General features: G+C 71.1%; 19 protein-coding genes and 1 rRNA gene. 10 read left to right on the top strand and 10 right to left on the bottom strand.

All coding sequences use genetic code 11. The annotated features are described in order from the left end of the window. Positions 1-170: 170 nt before the first annotated feature. From pstB to pstS, 4 genes are all read right to left on the bottom strand, one after another. On the bottom strand, positions 171-947 hold the full coding sequence (gene pstB, locus ACZ3ZD_RS26420) for a phosphate ABC transporter ATP-binding protein PstB (RefSeq protein ID WP_467402040.1): 777 nt from the start codon (positions 945-947) through the stop codon (positions 171-173). A 48-nt stretch (positions 948-995) separates the two neighbouring features. Beyond that, the gene (pstA, locus tag ACZ3ZD_RS26415) at positions 996-2,057 is read right to left on the bottom strand and encodes a phosphate ABC transporter permease PstA (protein ID WP_467402038.1); all 1,062 of its coding nucleotides are present in this window, start codon (positions 2,055-2,057) and stop codon (positions 996-998) included. Beyond that, entirely contained in the window at positions 2,054-3,058 is a 1,005-nt protein-coding gene (gene pstC / locus ACZ3ZD_RS26410) for a phosphate ABC transporter permease subunit PstC (protein ID WP_467402035.1), read from the bottom strand. Before pstC ends, pstA begins: the two co-directional genes overlap by 4 nt. A gap of 115 nt (positions 3,059-3,173) precedes the next feature. Then, a complete protein-coding gene (gene pstS / locus ACZ3ZD_RS26405) occupies positions 3,174-4,355 on the bottom strand; it encodes a phosphate ABC transporter substrate-binding protein PstS (protein ID WP_467402032.1) in 1,182 nt (393 codons plus the stop codon). A gap of 271 nt (positions 4,356-4,626) precedes the next feature. On the opposite strand from pstS, the gene ACZ3ZD_RS26400 reads away from it, so the two are divergent. Next, positions 4,627-6,192 (top strand): FAD-binding oxidoreductase, encoded by a 1,566-nt coding sequence (locus ACZ3ZD_RS26400; RefSeq protein WP_467402029.1) that lies wholly within the window; start codon positions 4,627-4,629, stop codon positions 6,190-6,192. A 21-nt stretch (positions 6,193-6,213) separates the two neighbouring features. Here ACZ3ZD_RS26400 and ACZ3ZD_RS26395 read toward each other — a convergent pair whose 3' ends face one another. The 4 genes from ACZ3ZD_RS26395 to ACZ3ZD_RS26380 form a co-directional block, all read right to left on the bottom strand. Next, positions 6,214-6,918: a phosphatase PAP2 family protein gene (locus ACZ3ZD_RS26395; protein ID WP_467402027.1), complete on the bottom strand. Its 705-nt coding sequence runs from the start codon at positions 6,916-6,918 to the stop codon at positions 6,214-6,216. A 228-nt stretch (positions 6,919-7,146) separates the two neighbouring features. Further along, entirely contained in the window at positions 7,147-8,148 is a 1,002-nt protein-coding gene (locus tag ACZ3ZD_RS26390) for a C40 family peptidase (protein ID WP_467402024.1), read from the bottom strand. A 92-nt stretch (positions 8,149-8,240) separates the two neighbouring features. After that, on the bottom strand, positions 8,241-8,999 hold the full coding sequence (locus ACZ3ZD_RS26385; protein ID WP_467402022.1) for a trypsin-like serine peptidase: 759 nt from the start codon (positions 8,997-8,999) through the stop codon (positions 8,241-8,243). Between the two features lie 228 nt (positions 9,000-9,227). Beyond that, positions 9,228-10,145, bottom strand: a complete 918-nt coding sequence (locus ACZ3ZD_RS26380) for an oxidoreductase (protein ID WP_467402019.1) — start codon at positions 10,143-10,145, stop codon at positions 9,228-9,230. A gap of 53 nt (positions 10,146-10,198) precedes the next feature. Here ACZ3ZD_RS26380 and ACZ3ZD_RS26375 point away from each other — a divergent pair, with 53 nt between their 5' ends. From ACZ3ZD_RS26375 to ACZ3ZD_RS26340, 8 genes are all read left to right on the top strand, one after another. After that, positions 10,199-10,804, top strand: a complete 606-nt coding sequence (locus tag ACZ3ZD_RS26375) for a TetR/AcrR family transcriptional regulator (protein ID WP_467402017.1) — start codon at positions 10,199-10,201, stop codon at positions 10,802-10,804. Positions 10,805-11,232: 428 nt separating this feature from the next. Further along, positions 11,233-12,561, top strand: coding sequence for a S53 family peptidase (locus tag ACZ3ZD_RS26370; RefSeq protein WP_467402015.1), 1,329 nt, complete (start codon positions 11,233-11,235; stop codon positions 12,559-12,561). Positions 12,562-12,863: 302 nt separating this feature from the next. Further along, positions 12,864-13,172: a hypothetical protein gene (locus ACZ3ZD_RS26365; protein ID WP_014673544.1), complete on the top strand. Its 309-nt coding sequence runs from the start codon at positions 12,864-12,866 to the stop codon at positions 13,170-13,172. A gap of 109 nt (positions 13,173-13,281) precedes the next feature. Continuing rightward, the gene (locus ACZ3ZD_RS26360) at positions 13,282-14,118 is read left to right on the top strand and encodes a DUF8175 domain-containg protein (RefSeq protein WP_467402011.1); all 837 of its coding nucleotides are present in this window, start codon (positions 13,282-13,284) and stop codon (positions 14,116-14,118) included. Further along, positions 14,108-15,421: a hypothetical protein gene (locus tag ACZ3ZD_RS26355; RefSeq protein WP_467402008.1), complete on the top strand. Its 1,314-nt coding sequence runs from the start codon at positions 14,108-14,110 to the stop codon at positions 15,419-15,421. The genes ACZ3ZD_RS26360 and ACZ3ZD_RS26355 overlap by 11 nt, the downstream gene beginning before the upstream one ends. Next, the gene (locus ACZ3ZD_RS26350) at positions 15,418-16,974 is read left to right on the top strand and encodes an SCO6880 family protein (RefSeq protein ID WP_467402006.1); all 1,557 of its coding nucleotides are present in this window, start codon (positions 15,418-15,420) and stop codon (positions 16,972-16,974) included. Before ACZ3ZD_RS26355 ends, ACZ3ZD_RS26350 begins: the two co-directional genes overlap by 4 nt. A gap of 12 nt (positions 16,975-16,986) precedes the next feature. Continuing rightward, a complete protein-coding gene (locus ACZ3ZD_RS26345) occupies positions 16,987-18,399 on the top strand; it encodes an ATP-binding protein (protein ID WP_467402003.1) in 1,413 nt (470 codons plus the stop codon). Between the two features lie 40 nt (positions 18,400-18,439). After that, positions 18,440-20,074: a type VI secretion protein gene (locus tag ACZ3ZD_RS26340; protein WP_467402001.1), complete on the top strand. Its 1,635-nt coding sequence runs from the start codon at positions 18,440-18,442 to the stop codon at positions 20,072-20,074. On the opposite strand, the gene ACZ3ZD_RS26335 is transcribed toward ACZ3ZD_RS26340, so the two are convergent. Continuing rightward, positions 20,071-20,637 (bottom strand): GNAT family N-acetyltransferase, encoded by a 567-nt coding sequence (locus ACZ3ZD_RS26335; RefSeq protein ID WP_467401998.1) that lies wholly within the window; start codon positions 20,635-20,637, stop codon positions 20,071-20,073. The two genes, ACZ3ZD_RS26340 and ACZ3ZD_RS26335, sit on opposite strands and share 4 nt — an antisense overlap. Before the next feature lie 52 nt (positions 20,638-20,689). On the opposite strand from ACZ3ZD_RS26335, the gene ACZ3ZD_RS26330 reads away from it, so the two are divergent. Further along, positions 20,690-21,241, top strand: a complete 552-nt coding sequence (locus ACZ3ZD_RS26330) for a cysteine hydrolase family protein (protein WP_467401996.1) — start codon at positions 20,690-20,692, stop codon at positions 21,239-21,241. 62 nt (positions 21,242-21,303) lie between these two features. On the opposite strand, the gene rrf is transcribed toward ACZ3ZD_RS26330, so the two are convergent. Further along, positions 21,304-21,387: ribosomal RNA gene (rrf, locus tag ACZ3ZD_RS26325) — 5S ribosomal RNA — on the bottom strand; the annotation flags it as partial.

Genomic DNA, 21,387 nt, shown 5'->3' with positions numbered 1-21,387 from the left:
CCGCCGGCGGCCGCCGGTAGACGTCGTCGTACGGCCGCCCCTGTGGGCGTCGTACGGCCTTCTCCGGGCCGTGGCCGAACGCAGTGGGCCCGCCCCCGGGGGAAGCCGGGGGCGGGCCCTTTGCGTCCTCGCGGTGGCACCGCCATGCAGCACCGCGAGGGGACCGGGAATCAGCCGAAGCGGCCGGAGATGTAGTCCTCGGTGGCCTGGACCGACGGGTTGGAGAAGATCCGCTCGGTGTCGTCGATCTCGATCAGCCGGCCGGGCTGTCCCACCGCGGCCAGGTTGAAGAACGCCGTACGGTCCGAGACGCGCGCCGCCTGCTGCATGTTGTGCGTCACGATGACGATCGTGAACCGCTCCTTCAGCTCACCGATCAGGTCCTCGATGGCGAGGGTGGAGATCGGGTCCAGGGCGGAGCACGGCTCGTCCATCAGCAGCACGTTCGGCTCGACGGCGATCGCCCGGGCGATGCACAGCCGCTGCTGCTGACCGCCGGACAGCCCGGAGCCCGGCTTGCTCAGGCGGTCCTTGACCTCGTTCCAGAGGTTCGCGCCCCTGAGGGACTTCTCCACGATGTCGTCCAGCTCGCTCCTGCGGTGGCTGCCGTTCAGCCGCAGCCCCGCCGCCACGTTCTCGAAGATCGACATCGTGGGGAACGGGTTCGGACGCTGGAAGACCATGCCCACCTCGCGGCGGACGGACACCGGGTCGACCCCGGTGCCGTACAGGTCCTCGTCGTCCAGCATCACCTTTCCCTCGACGCGGCCACCGGGCGTGACCTCGTGCATGCGGTTCAGGGTGCGCAGGAACGTCGACTTGCCGCAGCCGGAGGGGCCGATGAACGCCGTCACCGACCGCGGTTCGACGGTCATCGAGATGTCCTCGATCGCCTTGTGGGAGCCGTAGTAGGCGGTGAGTCCGCTTACGTCGATGCGCTTGGCCATGTCTGCTTCACTTCCAGGGTTTCGGGCTCGGTCGCTGGGTGGCCGCGCTCAGCGACCGGTGCCCGGGGCCTTCCAGCGGGCGATCCCGCGGGCCACCAGGTTGAGGATCATCACGAAGGCGATCAGCGTCAGGGACGCCGCCCACGCGCGGTCGTACGCCGCTCCGGAGCCCGCGCTGTTGGCGAACTGCTGGTAGATGTACAGCGGCAGCGACGCCTGCGCGCCCTCGAAGGGGTCGTTGTTGATGAACGGGTTGCCGAACACCAGCAGCAGCACCGGCGCGGTCTCACCGGCGATCCGGGCGACCGACAGCATGACGCCGGTGGTGATTCCGCCGATGGAGGTCGGCAGGACCACCTTGAGGATGGTCCGCCACTTGGGCACGCCCAGCGCCAGGGACGCCTCGCGCAGCTCGTTGGGGACGAGCTTGAGCATCTCCTCGGTGGAGCGGACGACGACCGGCATCATCAGGATGGCCAGGGCCAGCGAACCGGCGAACCCGGAGTACCCCGTCTTCAGGATCAGCATCAGGCTGAGGATGAACAGACCCGCGACGATCGACGGGATGCCCGTCATGACGTCGACGAAGAAGGTGACGGCCTTGGCGAGCCGGCCCCGGCCGTACTCGACCAGGTAGATCGCGGTGAGCACGCCGATCGGGGCGCCGACGAGGGTGGCGAGGCCGACCTGCTCCAGGCTGCCGATGATGGCGTGGTAGATGCCGCCGCCGGGCTCGGAGTCGGCGACGACGCCCATCGAGTGCGTCAGGAAGTAGACGTCGAGGACCTTCACACCGCGCGCGACGGTCACCCAGATCAGGGAGACCAGCGGCACCACGGCGAGCACGAAGGCCACCCAGACCAGGCTGGTGGCGACACGGTCCTTGGCCTGGCGGCGGCCCTCGACGCGCGCGGCGACGCCGTAGGTGCCGAGGACGAAGAGGACGGCGGCGATCAGACCCCACTGGATCGAGCTGTCCAGCCCCGCGGCCAGGCTGATCCCGACGCCCAGGGCGACGGAGCCCGCGGCGACGGCCCACGGCGTCCACCGGGGCAGGCTGGCGGCGCGCAGCGTGCTGGGCCGCTTGGCGGTGACGGCTGCGGTGCTCATGCGTTGGCCCCCGAGTACTCCGCGCGGCGGGCGATGATCAGCCGGGCCGCGCCGTTGACCAGCAGGGTGATGACGAAGAGGACGAGACCGGAGGCGATCAGCGCGTCCCGGCCGAACTCGTCCGCCTCGCTGAACTTGCTGGCGATGTTCTGGGCGAAGGTGCCGCCGCCCGGGTTGAGCAGGCTGGCCTGGATGTCGAAGGACGGCGAGAGCACGGTGGCCACGGCCATCGTCTCGCCGAGCGCGCGGCCGAGGCCGAGCATGGAGGCGGAGATCACGCCGGAGCGGCCGAAGGGCAGTACGGCCATCCGGACGACCTCCCAGCGGGTGGCGCCGAGGGCCAGCGCGGCCTCCTCGTGCATCCGCGGGACCTGGCGGAAGACCTCACGGCTCACGTTGGTGATGATCGGCAGGATCATGATCGCGAGCAGGATGCCGACAGTGAGCATCGAGCGCGGCGCGCCCTGGTCCCAGGAGAGGACGCCGGTCCAGCCGAAGAAGTCGTCGAGCCAGCCGTACAGGCCGTTCATGTGCGGGACGAGGACGAGGGCGCCCCACAGGCCGTAGACGATGGACGGTACGGCGGCGAGCAGGTCGATCACGTAGGCGACCGGGCCGGACATGCGGCGCGGGGCGTAGTGCGTGATGAACAGCGCGATGGCGACCGCGACCGGGACCGCGATGACCATGGCGATGACCGAGGAGACGATCGTGCCGAAGACCAGCACCGCGATGCCGAACCTCGGCTCCAGGATGTTGGTGTTCCACTCGAAGGTGGTCAGGAAGTCGCCGTGGTCCTTGCTGATCGCGAGGGAGGCACGGTAGGTGAGGAAGACCGCGATCGCGGCCATGATCACCAGCAGCAGGATGCCGGAGCCGCGGGACAGGCCGAGGAAGATGCGGTCACCGGGGCGGGTGGCGCCACGGGCCGCGCGCTTCTGCTCGGCGGCCGGGCGGGAGGCGGCGGGCGGGGGTACGTCGGTTGTCGTCGATATGTCCATCGGGTTCTCCGGTCTGCGGAACCGCGCCCCCGAGGGAGGCGCCGGCTCGTGGCGGCGGTGCACCGGACGGTGCGGCCCGGCCCTGTCGGGTACCGGGCCGCACTCTCGGATCAGGTCAGCTCAGGCCCTCGATGGTGGTGCGGACCTTCGCGATGATCTCGTCGGGAACCGGCGCATAGCCGATGCCCGGGAGGATCTTCTGGCCGTCCTCGCCGGCGATGTAGCGCAGGAAGGCCTTGGTGGCGGGCAGGGTGTCGGACTTGTTGCCCTTGTCGCAGACGATCTCGTAGGTGACCAGGGTGATCGGGTAGGCGCCCTCGGCCTTGGTCTTGTAGTCGAGCTTCAGCGAGAGGTCCTTGCCGGTGCCGACGACCTGCGCGGCGGCGATGTCGGCGGTGGCGCTCTCGGAGCTGGGCGCGACCGGCTTGCTGGCGCCGGTGTTCAGGGAGACGGCCTTGATGCCGTCCTTGACGTAGGACAGCTCGAAGTAGCCGATGGCGCCGGCGGTCTGCTTCACCTGCTGGGCCACGCCCGCGGACTGCGGGGCGGACTGGCCGCCCTTGGCCTGCCAGGCCTTGCCGCCGGAGTACTTCCAGTTGTCCGGGGTGGTGGCGATCAGGTACTTGGTGAAGTTGTCCGTGGTGCCGGACTCGTCCGAGCGGTGGAACGCCTGGATCTTCAGGTCGGGCAGCTTCGCGCCCTTGTTGAGGGCGGCGATCGCCGGGTCGTTCCACTTCGTGATCTTGCTGTCGAAGATCTTGGCGATGGTCGGGGCGTCCAGCACCAGGTTGTCGACGCCCGGGACGTTGTAGCCGAGGGCGATCGGGCCGCCGACCATCGGCAGGTCGATGCCCTGGCCGCCCTTGCAGACGCTCTTGGAGGCGGTGACCTCTTCGGGCTTCAGCGGCGAGTCGGAGCCGGCGAAGGCGACCTGGCCCTGCGTGAACGCGGTGACACCGGCGCCGGAACCGCCGCCCTTGTAGTTGATCTGCACACCGCAGGCCTGGGAGAAGTTCTTCACCCAGGCGTCGATCGCGTTCTTCTGCGCGGAGGAGCCGTCTGCGAGCAGCTGACCCTTGGCGTTGTCGCACTTGACCGAGCCGGCGGCGGCCGACGTCGACGGGTTGCCCGAACCGCTGCCGTTGCCGTTGTCGTCGGAGCCGCACGCCGTCAGGGCCAGGGCGCCGGAGACGGCGACAGCACCGAGTGAGAGGGCGCGCAGCCGGTTCTTGCGCTGAAGCTTCACTTTCGGGAGTTCCTTCCAGGAGCCGCCGCTGTCGGCGGCGCGCGAGGTCATAGAGGTGCTCCGCGCGCCGTCATGGCCGCACCCAGCACCCGGTAAGGCCGAAATTAGGCAGAACAGGTGAAGCCGCCGATGGCCGGAAGTGAACGAGGAGTGAACCCCTGCCGTCAGCCCGGTGAGGTCACGGAATGCTCACGGGGAGGGCACGTGCAGATGCCGTCGGCCGGCTTGTGCGCCCGCGTGTGCGCCGTTCATCATCCGGCCGGGGAACCCCGTGCCGCGGTGCGTCGTCTCGTTCCACGACGGCCGAGGAAAGGCGACGGACATGGAACGGCGTACGTTCATCTCGGGTGGCACGGCCGCCCTCGCGACGACGGCACTGGCCGCGTGCGGTGCGGGGGGCTCGTCCGCCCCCGCCGCGGCGCCCACCGGTTCGCCGCGCGCCTCCACGCTCACGGGGCTGCGGACCACCAGCGCGAGCGCCGCCGCGAACTGGGCGGCACTCGCCCGCGACCTGGACGGCACCCTGGTCCGGCCCGGCGACGCGTCCTGGAAGACCGCCCACCAGCTGTACAACACGCGCTACGACGGTCTGAAACCGGCCGCGGTGGCCTATGTGTCGCACACCGCCGACATCCGCACGACCCTGGCCTACGCCCGCGCCCACCACCTGAGGGTGTCGATCCGCAACGGCGGCCACTCCTACGGCGGCTACTCCTCCGGCGACAACCGGCTGATCGTCGACGTGTCCCGGCTGAACCGGATCCGGGCCGGCGGCGGTCAGGCCGTCGTCGGTGCCGGCGCCAAGCTGATCGACGTCTACCGCGCGCTGGCCGCGAAGGGCGTGACCATACCGGCGGGCTCCTGCCCCACCGTCGGCGTCTCCGGCCTGGTGCTCGGCGGCGGCCACGGCGTCGCCTCCCGCGCCTACGGCCTGACCTGCGACAGCCTCACCCAGGCCACCCTGATCACGGCGGACGGCACCCAGGTCACCGCCGACGCCACCCACCACTCCGACCTGTTCTGGGCGCTGCGCGGCGCCGGGAACGGCAACTTCGGCGTCGTCACCGAGCTGCACTTCCGGACCCATGCGGCGCCCCAGGCCGTCACCGCCTACCTGACCTGGCCCTGGTCCAAGGCCGCCAAGGTGCTCAAGGCCTGGCAGGAGTGGGGTCCGGGCCAGCCCGACGAGATCTGGTCCTCCCTGCACCTGGAGTGCTCCCCGGGCCGCACCCCGTCCGTCTCCGTGGCCTGCTTCTCCCTGGGCACCTACGGCGAACTGCAGAACGCCGTGGACCGCCTGGCCCACCTGGCCGGCGCGAACGCCACCTCCGTCTCCCTGCGCCGCCGGGGCTACGAGGAGGCCATGGAGATCTACGCCGGCTGCTCCTCCTTCTCCGCCGACGCCCAGTGCCACCTGCCCGGCTCCACCCCGGGCCGCTCCCCGCAGGGTCGGCTGGGCCGGGAGACGTACGCGGCCCGCTCCGACTTCTTCGACCGCTCGCTGTCCGCGGCCGGCATCCAGACCGTGCTGCGGCAGATCGCCTCGGTACGCGGGGGCGGGGGCAGCATCGCGTTCACCGCGCTCGGCGGCGCGGTCAACCGGGTCCCGCCGACCGCCACGGCCTTCGTCCACCGCCGCTCGCGGATGCTGGCCCAGTACATCGCCTCCTGGGGCGCGGGGTCCGCCGGCACCACGGCCCAGTCCTGGCTGGCGTCCGCGCACGACGCGATGAAGCCGTACGCCTCGGGCGCCGCCTACCAGAACTACGCCGACCCCACGCTGAAGGACTGGAAGAAGGCGTACTACGGCGACGCGGCGGCCCGGCTGGCCACGGTGAAGAAGGCGTACGACCCGCAGCGGTTCTTCTCCTACGCGCAGGGGCTGTAGGCGCTGCGGCCCTTCGGCCGGTCAGGCCGCCAGGTCGCGTTCCTCGGACTCCACCGGCGTGCGCGTGCTGGGCAGCAGCGCGCCCTCGCGCGCCCCGTCCCGCGCCCGCCCCCGCACGATCCACCCCGCCCGCGGTGAGCGCTCCACGGCCCGCATCAGCGGGGTGAGCAGGGCCGTGGCCGCCGGGGACAGCAGCAGGACGACCGCGGTGCCCAGCGCGAAGCCGCCGATGACGTCCGTCGGGTAGTGCACGCCCATGAAGACCCGGCAGAAGCCCTCCAGCAGGGCCAGGCCGATGCCGGCCAGGCCGAAGCGGCGGTGGGCGACGAAGAGGCCCACGCCGAGCGCCATCGTGATCGTCGCGTGGTCGCTGACGAAGGAGAAGTCGGTCTTGCCGGCGACCAGGACGTCGAGGCCCTGGTGGTCCACGAAGGGGCGGGGGCGCTCCACGAAACCGCGTATCGGCACGTTCACGAGGACGGCGAGGCCGGCCGCGAGCGGCGCCCACACCAGCGCGGCCACCGAGGGCGCCGCGTCCTCCCCGCCCCGGCGCCGCACCGACCACCAGCACCACAGGACCAGCAGGACCATGGCGAGCAGCAGGCCGTACTCACCGACGAACTCCATGACCCGGTCGAACCAGTGCGGTGCGCCCTTGGCCAGGCCGTTGATGTCGTAGAGCAGGTCGACGTCGGGGTTCGATCCGGATTCGGCGAGTACAGCCATGGTGCTGCGGCCCCTTCGTCGTCTTCCCGGACGCACCTCGTGTGCGTCGCGCCTGCCCCCCGTGGTCGTAGATCCGCTTCCGCTGCACTGCCGTACTGACGTCCGCTCGGCTACGTCAACAGGAACGCACAGCCACCTTCCATACGTTCCACTCTCCACTGAATGATCACGCAGACGTTATCGAAGAGAGACTCATCACCGCAGCTCAGGGGGTTGGTTAACACCCTGTCACACACTCGTGGGGAGCGCTTTTGCGCCATCCTCGGTCACCCGGGTCGCGCCGAAGTAGTCGGGGGTGTCGATCGGGTCGAACCGGATCACGGCACCCGTGCGCGGGGCGTCGATCATGTACCCCCCGCCGACGTAGATCCCGACGTGCCGGATGGCCCGGGAGTCGGTCAGGTCGTCCGAGAAGAACACCAGGTCACCGGGGAGCAGCTGGTCCCGCGAGGGGTGCGGCCCGGCGTTGTACTGGTCGTTGGCCACCCGCGGCAGGGTGATCCCGACCTTCTCGTACGCCGCCTTGGTCAGGCCCGAGCAGTCGAACCGGCCGCCCTGCGCGGCGGTGCCGTCACCACCCCACAGGTACGGCGTGCCGAGCCGGCTCTGCGCGAAGGCGATGGCGCCGGCGGCCTGCCGGGTGGGGTCGATCCGGGTGACCGGCGCGGCGAAGCTCTTCGCCAGGCTGCGGATCCGCTGGACGTAGTTGCGCGTCTCGCTGATCGCCGGCACCCCGCGGGCCCGGATGACGCGGTAGGCGCCCGAGTTGTAGGCGGCGAGCATGTTGTCCGAGACGTTGCCCGGCACGTCCTTCACGTACGCGGCGAGTTCGCAGTCGTACGAGGCCGCCGACGGGATCGCGTCCTGCGGGTCCCAGATGTCCCGCTTGCCGTCGCCGTTGCCGTCGATGCCGTGCGTCGCCCACGTGCTGGGGATGAACTGGGCGATGCCGCGCGCGTCGGCCGGGCTGACGACGGTCGGGTTCCAGCCGCTCTCCTGGTAGAGCTGGGCGGCGAGCAGCGCGGGGCTGAGCGCCGGGCACAGATTGCCCCACTTCTGCACCAGCGAGGTGTAGGCGGCCGGCACGGCCCCCTTCGCCAGCCCGCGGCCGCCCGCGGCCACCCCGCCGAGCAGGTTCCCCGCCACGAGGTAGACACCGACGACGAGCAGCATGACGAAGCCCATGCCGAGCCCGACGGCCGCACCACCGATCACCCATACCTTCCGCACGGTTCAACTTTCCCCCATGCGGACGCCGTTCGAGGCCATTCCGCCGTGAAGTGGCGCCATTTCGCAGTGGGACGGGCCGGGGTGACGCCTCCTCAGCCGGTTCCGGGGCCGGTCGCCGCGTCCCGGTACAGCTCCGCCGCCTCGCCGCCCAGCACCACGCTGTAGGAGGTGTCGGCCGTGGCACCGCCCTGCTCGTGGCCGCCGAGGACGCCGACGATCTGCGCGTCGCCGTTGATCCACGGACTGCCGCTGGTGCCGCCGGTGAAGTCGGGGCAGTCGATGCGCTGTTGGGTGGGGCTGTGCTCGGTCGGCTTGTTGGTGCAGCTGATGGGGGTCTCGCGGGAGTCGGGATAGCCGGTGACGGTGACCGCGGTGGCGCCGGTGGCCACCCCGGCCTTGAACCGGTTGGCCCCGACCACGTCCTCCAGCCGTTTGCCGTCGAGGCCGGCGACGGTGGCGAAGGCGACGTCGCTGTCCTCGTCCTGCCCCTTGGCCCAGCCGTCCGGCAGGAACCGCCGCGTCACCCGCCACACCCCGTACGGCGCCTGTCCGTCCCGGTAGCCCGGCACGAACACCAGGTCGCCGCCGGAGCCGTCCAGGCAGTGCGCCGCGGTGACGATCAGGTCGCCGTGCGGGCTGTGCGCCACGGACGCGGTGCAGAAGTGCCCGCCGGACAGCCGGTTCGCGCGGTCCGCGCCGAACAGCGCGCCCACCCGCGCGCTGTGCCGGCTCACGGCGGCGTCCGCGGTGACCCCGAGCGGGCCCGGCCCGTCGTCCGCGGCAGCCACGGAGGCCGAGGTCAGCGCGAGCACCACCACTGAGGTGATCGAGATGCGTGAGATGCGCTTCATCAGGTCACACTCTTGCCCAGGAAGGTGAGAAACCTGCTGCGACTTCTCTGAGATTTTCCTGTGAACCTCCGGCGCACCGCCAATTGAGCGTCGAAAACCCGTGCGAGAGCCGGTCGGGTCCGGCCGTCGGATCCGTCACCGAGCGCCTGCCCGCCGTCCTTCCCCGGCGGCCCCGCCGACGTCGGCCGCAACCCGCCGGTCACTCCCCCGGGACGCCGGAGGCGGGCGTCACCGCACCGTCGCCGGCAGCGGCCACCGCACGTCCGTCAGCTCCTCCGACAGCGTCCACAGCCGCCGGGCCGCCTCCGGGTCGCTCGCGGCGGCGCTGCGGCCGACCAGGGTCGGGGCGCCGCGCAACTCGGCGGGGCCGTCGGGGCCGACGTAGGCCGCGCCGGGCAGGTCCTGCGTCGCCGCGTAGAGGGTGGGCAGGGCGCCGGCCGTCTCGTCCTGGGCGACGATCCTGGTGCCGACCGCCATGACCGCCCTGGTCACGGGGTTCGCGGTGTGGTTGAGCAGGTTGGTGGCCGACCAGCCGGGATGGGCCGCCAGGGCCCGTACCCCGGACCCGGCCTCGGTCAGGCGCCGCTGGAGTTCCAGGGTGAACAGCAGGTTCGCCAGCTTGGACTGGGCGTAGGCGCGCATCGGGGTGTACCTCCCGCGCAGGTTCACGTCCTCGAAGTGGATCCCGCCGCCGCCCCAGCGGTGCGCGCCGGACGACACGGTCACCACCCGGTCGGTCACCCGCGGCAGCAGCAGGTTCGTGAGCGCGAAGTGCCCGAGGTGGTTGGTGCCGAACTGCATCTCGAAGCCCTGCCGGGTGCGCTGCTCCGGCAGCATCATCACGCCCGCGTTGTTGATCAGCAGGTCCAGCGGGCGGTCCCAGCCGGCGGCGAACTCGCGCACCGAGTCGAGGTCGGCGAGGTCCAGCCGGCGCACCTCGGTGCTCCCGCTCACCCGCGCCGCCGCGGCGCCGCCCCGGGCGAGGTCCCGTACCGCGAACACCACGTGCGCCCCGGCACCGGCCAGCGCCCTGGCGGCGGCGAACCCGATGCCGCTGTTGGCGCCGGTGATCAGGGCCGTACGGCCGGTCAGATCGGGGAGGCGGGTCGCGTTCCACTTGCCGCGCTTGTCGGTCGTAGCAGTCATGCCCTCAATGTAGACAGCGCCAACAATGATGTCAATGACAACATCGGGATACGATGGCCCGTATGCCCGCGAGCCGCCCCTACCACCACGGAGACCTGCGCGCCGCCCTGCTCAGGAGCGCCGAGCGCACGCTGCGCGAGAAGGGGACCGGCGCGCTCTCGCTGCGCGAACTCGCCCGGGACCTCGGCGTCAGCCACGCCGCCCCGGGCCGGCACTTCAAGGACAAGCAGGCCCTGCTCGACGCCCTGGCCCTGGACGGGTACGACCGCCTCAACCAGGCCCTGGCCACCGCAGCCGACCGCCCGGAGGCGTCCCTCGAACAGCGGATGACGGCCCTCGCCCGCGCCTACCTGGGCTTCTCCGTCGAGAACCCCGAACTGCTGGAACTGATGTTCGCGCGCAAGCACGACCCCGACGGGACGGCCGAGCTCGCGGCGGCCGTCGACCGCTCCCTCGGCATCTTCACCCGGCTGGTCGCGGACGCCCAGGAGCGCGGCGAGATCGTCCAGGGCGACCCCGAGCGCCTCACCATGGTCGCCGCGGCGAGCATGCACGGCCTGGCCGCCCTGATCGCCGGCTGCGCCCTCGACGCGACGGAGGCCCTGGCCGGCCTGGAGGACCACGTCCACCTCCTGCTGCACGGCCTGCGCCCCCGCTGACCTGCACGCCCGACCGCCGGTGTCCACGCCGATGCGGGCGTCCTCCGCGTCGCACCCCCCGGCGCTCCCCCCGACCCCGCACGCCCACCCGTCGGCGCCCCCGCTGACCTGCACGCCCGACCGTCGACGCCCAGCCCATGCCGCACCCCCGGCGCCCGTACCGGTCCGCACGCCCCCTGCGGCCTCCCCGCGCTGCTTTGCGCTCCCTGTGCGCCGGGTCAAGTGGCGCCCAGCGCCAGGCCATCCCCCCGCCATCGTCGGGTAAGCCCACAACCCGCTTCGGTAACGCGGAAGTCAGGCCTCCCCAAAGCCTCTTGTTGTCGCGTACTCAACAAGTCATCGTCATCGCGGGCCGCCGCCCCCGCCGGTCACCCCGGCGGACCCCCACACCCGCAGGCCTCTGTCCACCACTCCCAGGAGGCTCCACCTTGCGTACGACCCCACGTACGACGGACTCCCAGCTCTCCCCCGCCAGATGGCGCCGCATCGGCTCGGCAGCCGCGGCCACCACCGCACTCCTCATCGCCGGCCTGGGCACCGCGACCCACGCGACCGCCGCCACCCCCACCAAGACCGACCCCACGAAGGTCACCTGGGCCGCCACCCCCTGCGCCGTCCCCAAGCACAAGGGCGATCTGGCCTGCCACTCCTTCCGCGTCACCGGCGGCGTCACCGCCTTCGAGAAGGCCCAGGCGCAGCGCACCGGCAAGGCCGCCCGCACCACCCCCAAGGCCGCTGCCGCCGGCCCCACCGGCTACGGCCCCTCCGACCTCCAGAGCGCCTACGGCCTCACCTCCGCCGCCGGCAACGGCTCCGGCGAGACCATCGCCATCGTCGACGCCTACGACGACCCCAACGCCGCGGCCGACCTGGCCAAGTACCGCTCCTACTACGGCCTGCCCGCCTGCACCACCTCGAACGGCTGCTTCAAGAAGGTCGGCCAGACCGGCTCCACCACCTCGCTGCCCACCGCCGACAGCGGCTGGGCCGAGGAGGAGTCCCTCGACCTGGACATGGCCTCCGCCGTCTGCCCCCAGTGCAACATCCTGCTGGTCGAGGCCAAGTCCGCGAGCATGACCAACCTGGGCACCGCGGTGAACGAGGCCGTCAAGCTCGGCGCCCGCTTCGTCTCCAACAGCTACGGCGGCTCCGAGTCCTCCTCCGACAGCACGTACGACTCCTCGTACTTCAACCACCCCGGCGTCGCCGTCACCGTCTCCGCCGGCGACGAGGGCTACGGTGCCGAGTACCCGGCCGCCTCCAAGTACGTCACCGCGGTCGGCGGCACGGCCCTGAAGACCTCCTCCACCAGCCGAGGCTGGACCGAGAGCGTCTGGAACACCTCCAGCACCGAGGGCACCGGCTCCGGCTGCTCCGCCTACGACGCCAAGCCCAGCTGGCAGACCGACACCGGCTGCGCCAAGCGCACCGTCGCGGACGTCTCCGCCGTGGCCGACCCGGCGACCGGCGTCTCCGTCTACGACTCCTACGGCGTCACCGCCGGCTGGTACACCTTCGGCGGCACCAGCGCCTCCGCCCCGATCATCGCCGGCGTCTACGCCCTGGCCGGCACCCCGTCCAGCGGCAGCTACCCGGCCGAGTTCCCGTACCAGGCGGCCGGCACCTCCGCCCTGAACGACGTCACCAGCGGCAGCAACGGCAGCTGCTCCACCAGCTACCTCTGCACCGCCCGGTCCGGCTACGACGGCCCGACCGGCTGGGGCACCCCCGAGGGCACGGACGCCTTCACCGGCTGAGGCACTCACGGGGGACCGCCGGCCGGCCGAGGGGAGCGTGGGGCCCCCTCGGCCGGCCGCGCGCACGACAGCACACACACGGGAAGACGGGCCACGGCCCGTCTTCCCGTCGTCGCGTGAGAACATCGACTTGCGTGACCTGCCGTGATACACAGAGTGACCGTACGGGCTATTCGTACGAAACACGCCAGTCAATGACGTCAAGTCGACATACGTTGGCGGCGTTGTCGGCGACAATGAGGCCTGACCTCTGCACACCGCAGGGGCACTCGCGGAACTACCCACCAGGGGCGGTGACTTACATGCTCTTTGCGGCCGACAAGGGAGACATCAACACCATCATCGGCGGGATCGCTCCGGACTGGGGCCCCTTCGGCAGCCTGGGCAACGAGGCCAAGGTGATGATCGAGGTGGTCATGGCCGTGGCCATCCTCCTGTGCCTCGGCATCGCGGTGTGGGGCGCGGCGAAGCAGCGCATCGGCGCCACGGCCCTCCGGGACACCTTCAGCGCGGAACAGGGCAAGGGCCTCATCATCGCCGGCCTCACCGGGGTGTTCATCATCGGCTCCCTCGGCACGCTGTTCACCATCGTGTACGGCATGGCGGTATAGCCCCCGGTTGAGGTTGCGTTTCCCTGATGTCGAGTCACCACACCGCGCCCGCGCGGGAACCAGCACGGCTACCGTCGTACGTCTACGAGGGTGAGGGAGCGCAGACGGCATGAGTCCCGGAGACGAACAGGCCTACCCCGACTACCCCGAGACGGGCCACACCCGAACCCGCCTCCCCGACCCCGACCCCTACGGCGGCGCCCCCCGCCGCCCCCACCGCACCTCCTCCCGCAGCCTGGTCACGGTGGTAGGCGTAGTAGTCCTCCTCATCGCCGCAATCGCCTTCGCGAACAGAGGGGACGACGCGACGGGAACCAACACGAACACGACGTCCAAGGGCTCCCAGCCGAGGGCGGCGTCGACCGCAGCCAGTGGGGCCAAGCCGGTCGACACGAAGACCGGGAACATCCCGAGCGGGTTCGCACACACGGAACAGGGAGCGCAGAGCGCGGCGGCGAACTACGCGGTGGCCCTGGGCTCAGCCGAGATGTTCACCACCGCGTGGCGTCACCAGATCGTCGATACGGTCTATTCCCCGGATGTGGCAGCTGCGAAGCAGCCGGCCATGGACAGCGCCTACTCCAACGAGAAATTCCTCGCCAACATCGGCCTGGCCAAGGACGGCAGCGCCCCGTCGGGACAGACGTTCGTCTCCCGCGTCATCCCCGTGGGCACCAAGGTCACCGCATCAGGTGCCAACGCGACAACGGTCGAGGTCTGGTACACCTCGCTGTTCGGGCTCTCCGGTGAAGCCTCCAAGAACCCGGTGACCGAGAGCTGGTACACCACGACGTACGAGCTGAAGTGGGTCAACGGCGACTGGAAGATCAGCGACTTCCAGCAGAAGGACGGTCCGGTCCCCGTGGGCCGTGACCAGACGGCCTCCACCGCCGACGACATGACGAAGGCCGTCGAGGAATACGGAGGGTTCACGTATGCGCGCTAACCACCGCATCCTCAGGATCACGGCTGTCCTCGGAGCCGCGCAGGCGGCCACGGTACTGCTGGCGACCAACGCGTTCGCCGAGCCCACTCCGTCCCCCACAAAGAGCAACGACGCCTGTGAACTGATCCGCGGCGCCGCCAAACAGTTCTGTGAGAAGGACAGCGGCGCCGGTGGGTCCTCCGGCGGCACCCCCGCCAACCCCCTCACCGACACCCTCGACCCGCTCTCCTCCCTGGCCAAGGGATGCGCGGACGCGGCGTCGTGGACCATCGGCAAGCTGAGTGCCGCCGTGAAGGAAACCGCCAACGTCGACTTCACCAATCAGGCGTTCCTCAAGCAGTACGCCGTCGTCTTCGCCGCCTCCACCATCCTCACCCTCCTCCTGTGGCTGCTGGCCGTGGCCAAGCGTGCCGTCCGCGGCGTCCCCCTCACCACCGCCATCTCCGAGGCCGTCGGCTTCCTCTGGCTCACCGTCCTGGCCTCCGCCTTCACCCCCCTCATCCTGTACACCGTCGTATCGGCGACGGACGGCGTCACGGACGTCCTCGCGAAGGCCACCGGCGACCAGGCCGACACCTTCTTCGGCACCTTCTCCGGCGCCCTGAAGAAGGGCAGCGACATCGGCGGCGGCCCCATCATGCTGATCGTCGTGTCCCTGGTCAGCATCCTCGCCGCCGGCATCCTCTGGCTGGAACTGGTCATCCGCGCCGCCCTGCTCTACGTGGGCGCCCTCCTCGGCACCGTCGTCTACGCCGGCCTGGTCGACAAGAACCTGTGGGGCCACGTCCGCCGCTGGGCCGGCATCATGATCGCCGTCATCCTCGTGAAACCGGTCATCGTCATCGTGCTCGGCCTCGCCGGCGCCCTCTCCGGCTCGGGCGGCCCCGACGCCTTCTCCGCCGTTGTCTCCGGCCTCGCCATCATCCTGCTCGCCATCTTCGCCAGCGCGATGATCTACCGTTTCGTCCCCGGCTTCGGTGACGAGATCGCCGGCTCCCGCAGCAACCGCATCATGCAGGGCGCCGAGAGCAAGGCCGCCGCCGTCATCAGCTCCCCCGCCACCCTCGTGGCCCAGGGCATCAAGACCCACAGCACCCGCGCCGACAACAACGGGGGCAGCGGCGGCAGTGCCCCCCGCCCGGCCAACCCCGCCACCGGCGGCGTCGCCGCCCACAGCAGCCGTACCCCGACCGGCGGCGGAGCCGTCCCCTCCGCCGCGCCCGCGCCCCGCGCGGCCAGCCCGGTCAACACCCCGCACGCCAGCAACGCCCGCAACAACCGCACAGGAGGTGAAGGGCGTTGACGACCGAGTCCCACCTGTCCCATCCGGTCACGCCCCGCCGTACGTATCTGATCGGCCGCGCCCGGCCGAACGCGATCATCGGCCGGAACCGCGAGTCCGGCGAGATCGCCCTGATCGTCGTCGGCGCCTTCATCGGCATGATGTGCGGCCTCCTCGTCCCGGTCCTGGCCCTGCGGATCGTGCTGCTCACCGGCTTCCCGCTGCTCGCGCTCGCCGCGGTCTACGTGCCGTACAAGCGCCGCACCTTCTACAAGTGGTTCGAGATCAACCGCTCCTACAAACGCACCGTCAAACGCGGTGCCGCCTACCGCTCCACCGCCATGGAGGCCGGCACCAGCCTCGACGGCCGCGAGATCGAGGTCGGCCCACCACCCGGCATCGGCCGCATCACCTGGCTCGCCGCACCCTTCGGGCCCGACGAGATCGCCGTACTCCTGCACGCCGACCGCAAGACCGTCACCGCCGCCATCGAGATCGAGGGCCCCGGCGTCGGCCTGCGCGACTCCGAGGACCAGGAGGCCCTGGTCGACCGCTTCGGCACCCTGCTCAAGCACGTCGCCAACGGGGACGGCTTCGTCACCCGGCTGCAGATGCTCGCCCGGACCCTGCCCGCCGACCCGGACGCCCACGCCAAGGACGTCGCCCAGCGCGGCGACACCCGCGCCCCCGGCTGGCTCCAGCAGTCCTACGACCAGCTGCAGTCCATGGTGTCCACCAGCAGCGAGCAGCACCGCGCCTACCTCGTCGCCTGCATGCACTACGGCCGCGAACTCGCCGCCGAGGCCCACGCCATGGCCCGCGCCGCCCGCGCCCGCGGCGGCAAGGTCGACCGGGACGCCGGGCTCGCCGTCGTCATGGCCCGCGAACTCACCGACATCTGCTCGCGCCTCCAGGAGGCCGACATCCGGGTCCGGCAGCCGCTCGGTCAGGGGCGGCTGGCCTCCCTCATCCACTCCATGTACGACCCCGACCACCCCATCGACCACATCCAGGCCATGACCCAGCGCAACGCCTGGCCGGCCGAACTGGACGCCGTGGAGCCCACCTACCTCCAGGCCAAGACCCGGGAGTCCGCGACCCGCGCGCCCTGGTGCCACGCGACCGCCTGGGTGAAGGAGTGGCCGATGACACCCGTCGGCGTCAACTTCCTCGCCCCCCTCCTCGTGCACACCCCGGACGTCATCCGCACGGTCGCCGTGACCATGGACCTCGAACCCACCGAGGTCGCCATCGAACGCATGCTGACCGAGAAGACCAACGACGAGGCGGAGGCGTCCCGCGCCGCCAAGATGAACCGGACCGTCGACCCCCGGGACATCGCCGCCCACAACCGCCTCGACCAGCGCGGCGAGGACCTCGCCAGCGGCGCCGCCGGCGTCAACCTGGTCGGCTACATCACCGTCTCCTCCCGCTCCCCGGAGGCCCTCGCCCGCGACAAGCGGACGATAAGGGCCTCCGCCGGCAAGTCGTACCTCAAGCTGGAGTGGTGCGACCGGGAGCACCACCGCGCCTTCGTGAACACACTTCCCTTCGCCACCGGCATCCGAAGGTAGGGGCTGTCGCCGATGCGGGATCCGCTGTCCGTCCTCACCGAGGCCTTCACCTCCTTCCTCTTCGGGAAGGTGGAGACGACCCGGCTGCCGGTGCGCACCTCCACGGGCCAGGCCCAGGCCGTCTACCTGCCCACGGCCGCGCCCGGCCTCGGTGACTCCGGTGTCATCATCGGCCGCGAGGTCTACTCCGGGAAGGGCTACATCTACGACCCGTTCCAGCTGTACGGCCAGCAGCTGCCTGCCCCGCACTGGCTCGTCCTCGGCGAGTCCGGCAACGGCAAGTCGGCGCTGGAGAAGACGTACGTCCTACGGCAGCTGCGCTTCAAGGACCGCCAGGTGGTCGTCCTGGACGCGCAGGGCGAGGACGGGGTCGGCGAATGGAACCTCATCGCCCAGGAGCTGGGGATAACCCCCATCCGGCTCGACCCCACGGCCGCCCTGAACCACGGGATCCGGCTCAACCCGCTGGACCCGGCCATCACCACCACCGGCCAGCTGGCACTCCTGCGCACCATCATCGAGGTGGCGATGGGCCACGGCCTGGACGAGCGCTCCGGCTTCGCCCTCAAGGTCGCGCACTCCTACGTCAACGAGACGATCGTCGACCGCCAGCCGGTCCTCACCGACATCGTGGAGCAGCTACGGCACCCCGAGCCGGAGTCGGCCGAGGCGATGAACGTCGCCATAGACGACGTGCGCGCCTGGGGCCTCGACGTCGCCCTGGTCCTGGACCGCCTGGTCGACGGCGACCTGCGCGGCATGTTCGACGGCCCGACCACGGTCGGCATCGACCTCGACGCGCCCCTCATCGTCTTCGACCTGTCCCACATCGACCGCAACTCCATCGCCATGCCGATCCTCATGGCGATCGTCGGCGTGTGGCTGGAGCACACCTGGATCCGCCCCGACCGCAAGAAGCGCATCTTCCTGGTCGAGGAGGCCTGGCACATCATCAACAGCCCGTTCGTGGCCCAGCTGTTCCAGCGGCTGCTGAAGTTCGGGCGCCGGCTCGGCCTGTCCTTCGTCGCGGTCGTCCACCACCTGTCCGACGTGGTCGACGGCGCCGCCGCGAAGGAGGCGGCGGCCATCCTGAAGATGGCGTCCACCAGGACGATCTACGCCCAGAAGGCCGACGAGGCCAGAGCGACCGGCCGCGTTCTGGGCCTGCCGCGCTGGGCGGTGGAGATCATCCCGACCCTCACCCCCGGCATCGCGGTCTGGGACGTCAACGGCAACGTCCAGGTGGTCAAGCACCTCATCACGGAGACGGAACGCCCCCTGGTCTTCACCGACCGCGCGATGACCGAGTCCTCCGCCGACCTCGCGGCCGACGACGCCCTGCGCGCCGCCGAGCTGGAGGCCGAGCAGCGGGCCGCTGCCTTCGTGGAACAGCACGTGGGCGACTCCGAGTCGACGGTGGCGTAGGGCGCGGGGGCGTGGGGCGCGGGCACAGGAGGAGTGCAGGGTGAGACCGGACGACCGCCGTGACAGTCGTCGGGAGGGCCAGGGCGGCATCCCCGACGGCCTGCTGATCGGCATACTCGCGTTCCTCCTCGGCATGACCGTGCTGGTGTGGACGGCCACGGGCCTGGCCGCGTGGTTCACCCACGGGACCTGGCCCACCGGCGTCACCTTCACCCGCACCCCGTCGGCCATGCGGCACCTCATCGGCCGCCCGCACGACGTCGCCGGCGCCTGGCCGGCCACCCCACCGGCCCGACTGTCCGGCTGGGGCCTGTTCTGGGGACTGTTCATCGGCCAGCTGATGCTCCTCTTCGTCCTCACCATGTTCGTCCTGGGCACGGTGGCCCGCTGGCGCGCGGGCAAGGCACGCCGGGCCGGGACGAGGGAAGGGGAGCGGGAGGGGAAGACGGCGGGCGCCGCACCGGCCGAGCTGGTGGGCTCGGGACCGGCGGGGCAAGTGGCCGCCGCGCCGGCGGAGACAGTGGGCGCAGGGCCGGCGGAGGCGGCGAGTGTCACGTGGGCGGTCCCGAACCCCCCGCCCACACTCCCCGTGGCCCCCGCCCCTCACCACGAGGTCCCGGCCCCTCAGCACGAGGTCCCGGCCCCTCACCACGAGGTCCCGGCGCCGCGCAGCGCACCCGAGCCACCACGACCGCCTCACCGGCCCGCGGACGCGCAACAGGCGGTCGGCAAGGCACAGCCGGTGGTCGGCTGGGCCAGACTCCTCATCGCCCCGAGGGAAAGCCGTCAGACGGCCGCCGTCCAGGCGGTACGGGACGCGGAGGGCCCCGTCCTCCTGGTCACCTCCAACCCCACCCTGTGGACGGAGACGAAGGACACCCGCGCCAAACTCGGCCCCACCCTCCTCTACGACCCCGCACACCTCTGCGACACCCCGGCCCGCCTGCACTGGTCCCCCACCACCGGCTGCGAGGACAAGCAGACGGCCCTGCACAGGGCGACAGCCCTGCTCGCCCCCGTACAGCCCACCGCCAGGATCGACCAGGCGGTGGCGGACACCGCGACCACCCTGCTCCGCAGCTACCTGCACGCCGCCGCCCTGGACGGCCGCACCATCCGCCACGTCCATCGCTGGTCCCAGGGCACCCAGGTGCAGGACGCCGTCCGCACCCTGCGTACCCACCCGAAGGCGGCCCCCGGCGCGGCGGGCGAACTGGAGGCGGCGCTCACCGCACACCCCGAACGCCGTGACATCGCCCAGGAGCTGACCAGCAGGGCCCTGTCGGCCCTGTCCACGGTCAACGTCCGGGAGGCCTGCACCCCGAACCGAACTGATGCGCTGACGCTGGATTCCTTCGTCCACGAAGGGGGCACGCTCTATGTGGTCGGTGCATCAATCGAGGACCCGCGGAGCAGGCCGGGCGCCATGCCGCTCCTGACGGCCCTCGTCTCCAGCGTGGTCGAGCGCGGCCGGCACATGGCCGAACGGTCATCCTCCGGTCGCCTCGACCCACCACTCACCCTGGTCCTGGACGACATCGCGGCCGTGGCCCCGTTCCCCCAGCTGCCGGACCTGCTCGCCACCGGGACCGACCGGGGCCTGCCGACCCTCGCCCTGCTCCGCTCCCGCGAACAGGCCCGCTCCCGCTGGCCGCACCAGGACCTCCCGGTCTAGGCCGGCGGGTCCAGCACGAACTCCAGCTCCTTCGCGGCCTCGTTCTTCGTGAACGACACGATCCGGCCGCTAGGCCCGAAGCCGATCTTCCGGTACGCCGCCTGCGCCCGCGTGTTCTCCTCGTGGACGAACAGCCGCACCCGCTCGGCCCGCTGCTCCCACGCCCAGGCCACTGCGGCCCCGAACAGCGCCTCGACCAGTCCGGTCCCCCGGTGCTCGGGCCGGACGAACACCCCGACCACGTGCCCCTGCCGCTGCTCGACCGGGTATCCGGCCCAGTCCTCGGTCCCGGCCTCCTCCACGAGTACGGTGACCGAGCCGGCCCAGCTCCCGTCGGGCGCCTCGGCGACGAACTGCCGGGCCGTCGCAGAGCCCTCACCCGATCCGACGGCTCTGTCCTGCCAGAAGGCGTCGGACCTGGCCGCTGCGTCCTCGTAGTCCTCCAGGAAGGCGAGCGGCGCGGCCGGATCCAGCAGGGCCTCAAGTCGCAGCTGCTTCACGCGGGGCCAGTCGTCGGGTCGTATGGCGCGGATGACGTAGTCACCGCTGGTCAGGGAACGCATGGGGTCACGGTAGTGCCGAGCGCTGTCAGCGGCACCCCATATTGTGGGCGCCATGACAAACCTGCCAGAACGACCGAACACCGCCCTACTCGTGATCGACGTGCAGAAGGGCGTGATGGCGCCCAGCTCGCCGAACCGCGACGACGTCATCGCCAACATCGACGCCTTGGTCGGCAGGGCTCGCGCAGCGGATGTCCCCGTGATCTGGGTGCAGCACGAGGACGAGGAACTGGTGCACGGCACCGAGGACTGGGAGTACGTCCCTGAGCTGAAGCGACTCGACACCGAACCACTCGTCGCCAAGAGCTATCGGGACTCCTTCGAGGACACCGCTCTGGAGACGGTACTGGCCGACCGCGGGGTGGGCCGGCTCGTCGTCACCGGCGCCCAGAGCGACTTCTGCGTCCGCTCGACCCTGCACGGCGCCCTGGTGCGCGGCTACGACGCCACGCTGGTGGCCGACGCCCACACGACGGAGGACCTCACCGAGTACGGCGCTCCGGCCCCGGAACAGGTGATCGCCCACACGAACCTCTACTGGAACGGCCAGCATGCACCTGGTCGACGGGGCGGAACGGTGAACACGTCAGACGTGGTCTTCTGAGAACACTGCCCCTGAACGCAGAAAACCCCCGCACCGGAGTGCGGGGGTTTCCTTCAAGAATTGTTCGGCGGTGTCCTACTCTCCCACAGGGTCCCCCCTGCAGTACCATCGGCGCTGTGAGGCTTAGCTTCCGGGTTCGGAATGTA

The organism is Streptomyces sp. NPDC023481 (genome assembly GCF_055560195.1).
The sequence above is the reverse complement of the archived record's forward strand: the minus strand, read 5'-3'. Positions and strand labels throughout refer to the sequence as shown.

Excerpts from the sequence above, each read along its gene's own strand:
- pstB (WP_467402040.1), bottom strand. The coding sequence starts at position 947 with ATGGCCAAGCGCATCGACGTAAGCGGACTCACCGCCTACTACGGCTCC.
- pstA (WP_467402038.1), bottom strand. The coding sequence starts at position 2,057 with ATGAGCACCGCAGCCGTCACCGCCAAGCGGCCCAGCACGCTGCGCGCC.
- pstC (WP_467402035.1), bottom strand. The coding sequence starts at position 3,058 with ATGGACATATCGACGACAACCGACGTACCCCCGCCCGCCGCCTCCCGC.
- pstS (WP_467402032.1), bottom strand. The coding sequence starts at position 4,355 with ATGACCTCGCGCGCCGCCGACAGCGGCGGCTCCTGGAAGGAACTCCCG.
- ACZ3ZD_RS26400 (WP_467402029.1), top strand. The coding sequence starts at position 4,627 with ATGGAACGGCGTACGTTCATCTCGGGTGGCACGGCCGCCCTCGCGACG.
- ACZ3ZD_RS26395 (WP_467402027.1), bottom strand. The coding sequence starts at position 6,918 with ATGGCTGTACTCGCCGAATCCGGATCGAACCCCGACGTCGACCTGCTC.
- ACZ3ZD_RS26385 (WP_467402022.1), bottom strand. The coding sequence starts at position 8,999 with ATGAAGCGCATCTCACGCATCTCGATCACCTCAGTGGTGGTGCTCGCG.
- ACZ3ZD_RS26380 (WP_467402019.1), bottom strand. The coding sequence starts at position 10,145 with ATGACTGCTACGACCGACAAGCGCGGCAAGTGGAACGCGACCCGCCTC.
- ACZ3ZD_RS26375 (WP_467402017.1), top strand. The coding sequence starts at position 10,199 with ATGGCCCGTATGCCCGCGAGCCGCCCCTACCACCACGGAGACCTGCGC.
- ACZ3ZD_RS26365 (WP_014673544.1), top strand. The coding sequence starts at position 12,864 with ATGCTCTTTGCGGCCGACAAGGGAGACATCAACACCATCATCGGCGGG.
- ACZ3ZD_RS26360 (WP_467402011.1), top strand. The coding sequence starts at position 13,282 with ATGAGTCCCGGAGACGAACAGGCCTACCCCGACTACCCCGAGACGGGC.
- ACZ3ZD_RS26355 (WP_467402008.1), top strand. The coding sequence starts at position 14,108 with ATGCGCGCTAACCACCGCATCCTCAGGATCACGGCTGTCCTCGGAGCC.
- ACZ3ZD_RS26345 (WP_467402003.1), top strand. The coding sequence starts at position 16,987 with ATGCGGGATCCGCTGTCCGTCCTCACCGAGGCCTTCACCTCCTTCCTC.
- ACZ3ZD_RS26335 (WP_467401998.1), bottom strand. The coding sequence starts at position 20,637 with ATGCGTTCCCTGACCAGCGGTGACTACGTCATCCGCGCCATACGACCC.
- ACZ3ZD_RS26330 (WP_467401996.1), top strand. The coding sequence starts at position 20,690 with ATGACAAACCTGCCAGAACGACCGAACACCGCCCTACTCGTGATCGAC.